Annotated in this window: 7 protein-coding genes; 1 reads left to right on the top strand and 6 read right to left on the bottom strand. The window is 41.0% G+C overall.

Annotation, left to right across the window (positions count from 1 at the left end):
- Positions 1–226: 226 nt before the first annotated feature.
- From EP1_RS13045 to EP1_RS13060, 4 genes are all read right to left on the bottom strand, one after another.
- The gene (locus EP1_RS13045; RefSeq protein WP_067628259.1) at positions 227–1,132 is read right to left on the bottom strand and encodes a magnesium transporter CorA family protein; all 906 of its coding nucleotides are present in this window, start codon (positions 1,130–1,132) and stop codon (positions 227–229) included.
- 110 nt (positions 1,133–1,242) lie between these two features.
- Entirely contained in the window at positions 1,243–1,455 is a 213-nt protein-coding gene (locus EP1_RS13050) for a DUF2922 domain-containing protein (protein WP_067628262.1), read from the bottom strand.
- A gap of 14 nt (positions 1,456–1,469) precedes the next feature.
- Positions 1,470–1,670, bottom strand: coding sequence for a hypothetical protein (locus tag EP1_RS13055; RefSeq protein WP_067628265.1), 201 nt, complete (start codon positions 1,668–1,670; stop codon positions 1,470–1,472).
- Positions 1,671–1,759: 89 nt separating this feature from the next.
- Positions 1,760–2,239, bottom strand: a complete 480-nt coding sequence (locus EP1_RS13060; RefSeq protein ID WP_067628268.1) for an RNA polymerase sigma factor — start codon at positions 2,237–2,239, stop codon at positions 1,760–1,762.
- A gap of 213 nt (positions 2,240–2,452) precedes the next feature.
- Here EP1_RS13060 and EP1_RS13065 point away from each other — a divergent pair, with 213 nt between their 5' ends.
- Positions 2,453–3,373, top strand: a complete 921-nt coding sequence (locus EP1_RS13065) for a GH25 family lysozyme (RefSeq protein ID WP_245630622.1) — start codon at positions 2,453–2,455, stop codon at positions 3,371–3,373.
- A gap of 40 nt (positions 3,374–3,413) precedes the next feature.
- Here EP1_RS13065 and EP1_RS13070 read toward each other — a convergent pair whose 3' ends face one another.
- The gene (locus EP1_RS13070; RefSeq protein WP_245630623.1) at positions 3,414–3,734 is read right to left on the bottom strand and encodes a hypothetical protein; all 321 of its coding nucleotides are present in this window, start codon (positions 3,732–3,734) and stop codon (positions 3,414–3,416) included.
- Between the two features lie 46 nt (positions 3,735–3,780).
- The gene (locus EP1_RS13075; protein WP_067628274.1) at positions 3,781–4,380 is read right to left on the bottom strand and encodes an alpha/beta hydrolase; all 600 of its coding nucleotides are present in this window, start codon (positions 4,378–4,380) and stop codon (positions 3,781–3,783) included.
- Positions 4,381–4,568: the final 188 nt, after the last annotated feature.

The raw sequence follows: 4,568 nt of genomic DNA on the forward strand, positions 1-4,568 counted from the left end.
AAGAAGGTCAGAAAACAATCAGGAATCTTGATTACAGCGATTAACATGATGAAACTAGCCAAACTATCCACCTAAACGCTCTATATCCAGAAAAAAACAAGAATCTCTTGGAAAACACTACGGTTTTCCAAGAGATTCTTGTTTTTGTGGAGCGTAACAGAATTCACTTATGTCACAGCCCCTTTTACCATTCATAATAAATGAAGTCGATCTGACAACAGTCGCTTCATTTCATCAATTTCCGCAACAAGTAAGAAAGTCCGAACCATAGTAGCAAGCTGACTGCAATCGTAATGATCCAACCGGAAGCATTGTGTTCCAACGGCAGTGGCATATTCATTCCGAAAAAGCCTGTCACGATGGTAGGGATCGTTAATAAAACAGACAATACAGTTAAGACGCGCATGGTATCATTCAAATTATTATTCAAAACATTGTTATAGGTCCCAGACAGTTGCTGCAGGATTTGAGAGGATAATTGTGTCATCTCGACTAGCTGCTGTGCTTCAATCATGACATCATCTAGCCTTTCTTTTTCCTGATCACTCAGCAGACGATAAATACCATGACTTTTGATTTGCTGCACTAGTAATACATTTTGGCGTGAAGCTGTCACGAAATAAACGATCCCCGTTTCCAAGTCAGATAACAATAAGAGATTCTGCTTTGTAGTTTTTTCCTTCAACAAATTACTGATCCGTTTACGATCGCGGTCCATCCCTTCAACAAATGGAAAATACTGATCTGAGATAATAAAGAGACTGCCGAATAACAGTTCAAACAAACTGCTGTCTGGGTTTTTCTCTAGATAATTTTTGATTTCAAAATATAAATACTTATTCTGCGGATTGGTCACGGTAATCAAGGTGCGCTTGACCACAATAAAGGGCATCGGTACGGTCTCATAATGATTGTCGATCTTACGACGATTGGGTGCATTAAAAATCAGTAGTAGCACATCTGTTACTTTGTCATAGTCTAAATGAGCTCGTTCATTCCGGTCCAATGAATAATCGATAAATTCACTATCGATCCCATAATCACGATAAAGATTCTTCAGCTCGTCCACATTTTCTGCGTCAATGTTGATCCAGCTGTTCATTTTATGATTGAATACTTCTTTTGTGTACATAATCCTATCTCCTGTCGTTCAGTCCGTCTGCATTTTATCATAGAATTGGTTCACAAAACCACGCCTGGCCTAAAAAAACTGTGCCAGCAGCGCCGACACAGTTTCATTCATTAAAAGATTGGTGTTTCGATCGTTTCGACAAACTTTGCGCTAGTAGCTTTCGTATATAATTGCGCTCCGTCTTTTTCAAAAAGTGCCAAGTCGGACATTCTTTCTAGCTGTTCTTGAATCTCCAAGCTGCTCAGTTCTTTATTCGGTTCGCTGAAGGTCCAGCGATGAGTCTTGCCGAGACTATTCTCAAATGCTGCAGATAATTTTAACATGGTAATTCCTCCTTTTATTTAGTGATCCGAGATTGCTGCGTTAATACGATGCCGTCCAATTGCGTATCTTTCGCTAGATTTACTAAAATATCCCCTAATGCAATGATTTTCTCTTCTGCTGGCGCATCGATCACATTGCTGAAATTGACATTTCGTTTTTCACCTGCACTCTGTTCTAATTGAACTTGCAACTTAGTACCCATCTTTTGAATCATTTAAGACTCCCCCTTATTGGTAGTTTGTAAGGTCGCGACTGCTTACATCCTTATTAACGTGACTTTCCACTTAAATGCACAGAAATTTTTTATTCAAAACGTTTCGCTAATTTTCGTTTCCAATTCAATACCGTTGAGCGGCTGACTTGATAAGTTGCTACGATCTGATTCATCGGCAAGCCTAGATACAGACGCGCGTACAAATAGCGGCGTTCTCCAATCGTTAGTTTTGGCCATAAACGTTCTAAAAAATCTTCCCACAAAATAGACTCTTCCAGCGTCACCGTCTGGTTTAATTCATAGCCGGAAATTTTTTCGATCAAGGCCTGCTGATAGTATTGTTTGCGCTGATAATCCCGGACTCGCCAACACAAAAAACGATACATCAAAGTCAATTGTTCATCCACAGATCCAGCCATTTCCCGACTCTTTTCAAAAAAGCTTAGACGGATCGTCTGTAAATAATCTTCATAATCAGGATTGCTACGAAAAATATGGCACGAGCTTAAAACTTTATGGAATAGCGGCTCATATCTTTGCAACAAGTCCTCTGGGGTCTCTTTTTTCATCATCGCTGCTCCTTCACTTTTATTTCCGGCCGGTGCCTTAAAAATGAAGGAAAAAAGCTTTTTTGGCGAAGCCCAATTTTGCACACAAACGGCCAATTTTACCCGTTCCATTTTCGAAAACGTGATTAAATCAGCTTTTCTGATTTTTTTCCGTGCAAAATTGAGCCAAAATGGTAAAATTGCTCTTTTACTTTTGGGGAGCTTCCCCTCAGAATGAGGGCACATGATCATGTAAAACAAGAGAAAGAAGGAATCCAAATGACTCGACCAATGATTATCGACATCAGCGAATGGCAATCGCCTGCTCAAATCAACTACGCCCTATTAGCCCAACAAATCGATCACGTTATTATCCGTGTCCAATATGGCTCGGCTCATTGCGATAAATTTTACCAGACCCATTTGCAACACTTTCAAAAAATAGGGATCCCTACCGCCGTCTATGCCTGGGTTCGCGGGATCAATCACGAAGATATGGCTCAGGAAGCACGGGTCTTTTTTGAACGAGCAAAAACGTTCCAACCAACTTTTTACTGGCTAGATGTTGAGGAACAAAGCATGAAGGATCTACGTGGCGGCGTAGAAATTTTTCGGCAAACCTTAAAACAACTTTCCGGACAAAAAGTCGGCCTTTATGTCGCTCACCATCTGTACGCTCAATTCAATCTAGCGGTTGAGAATTTCGATGCCCTTTGGCTGCCTAGTTATGGAACAAATAGTGGCAGTTATCAAGGGATTCAACCGACCGTCAACAAAAACTATGATCTCCATCAGTACACGTCAAAAGGACGTCTACCTGGTTACGGTGACGCCTTAGATCTCAATCGCTTGTCTGGCAGAAAACCATTGAATTTTTTTACTGCTAATAGTCAACAGACAGCCGCTTGGGGGATTGCCGAAAAAGGAACCTTTACTCTAAACACAGCGATTCATCTACGCACAGCACCGAATCCGCAAGCTCAAAGCATCGCAGTATTACAAGCCGGACAAACGATCCACTACGAGGCCTTTGCCCACGAACAAGGCTATGTCTGGCTTCGACAAAAACGAGCAAACGGAACGTATGGATACCTCGCTACCGGTCGCTCCGATGGGCAGCAACGAATCGAAGCAAGTTGGGGAACTTTTAAATAGTAAACAAAAAATAAGCGATGGAAGGCTGCTCTTCCATCGCTTATTTATGATTATCTACCTGCATAAAGCCCCAATTCGTCGCCATGTAATAACCGTCTACATTCATGTCTTTCAAATCGCTAGCAACTAATTGACCTTTAATATGGTATATCCGTTTCGCTTTACGTTCTGCTTCGCCAAGTTTTTCCAGTAAACCAGTCAGATCATATTCTGGCATCAAATAATAATGAAAATGATAGCCCTTCAAGCGCTCATGGGTGATTGCTCCTTCGAAGGTCAATAATTTTTGTAATTCTTTATCATTAAACGCTAAATCCGTTGTTGTTATGGTCAAGCCTTTGTATTCAAATGAATCTGTCATTGCGCCACCCCTTTGACTCATTTTACCACAAGCGAAAGGAGCGACACTACTCTTTCAGCCATTCACGAGCACTTTGGACTTCCTCTAGCGTGACTTGATGGCCCTGACTTGTTTTAACTACGGTGACTTCTGCCTCGCGATCACGAAAAGCCGTGACTAATTCTGCAAAGGAGGCCTCACTGACAATCGGATCTACCACACCGCCATAAGAAACCCAGATCTTCTTATCCGCTAAATCAAAGGTTTGGGTGTGGACCTCCAGCGACATCGGGTGGAAAAAGATTCCTTTATTCAACGTTGTCTCACGTTCCAATAATAAATGAGCCGCGATATTTGCTCCATTGGAATAACCAACTAAGATCCAATCTTCTAACGCGATGTTCTTTTCCTCACTAACATCTTGGATAACTGCCAACAAATGGTCGGTTTCTTTTTCCAAACTTTCAAAATCAAACTTATTCAGACCATTACGTTTAAAGAAGCGGTTCATCCCATCTTCTTTGATTTTTCCTCGCAAAGATAAAATCGTGCTGTCTGCATCTAGAACCTTCGCCAGATCCACTAATGAAGTCTCATCGCCACCTGTTCCATGCAGTAAAATAAACTTCTTGCCATTCGGTTTTCCTGTCTGATAAAGATATTCCATTTTCACACACCCCACTTACTAATTGTAAGTTACCACGAACCACCGCTAGAAACAAATTTTTTGTTTGCGCTAAGAGTCCCCCACAACTTTCTAAACAAATAGATTCACTCGCCTTTTTAGCAAGCTGAAAATAGAATAGCCGATTAGACAACCTGTCAAATTAGTAATAATATCCCAAATATCAAAAG

Origin of the sequence: Enterococcus pseudoavium NBRC 100491, assembly GCF_001544295.1 — a bacterium.
Classification (GTDB): Bacteria; Bacillota; Bacilli; order Lactobacillales; family Enterococcaceae; genus Enterococcus_A; species Enterococcus_A pseudoavium.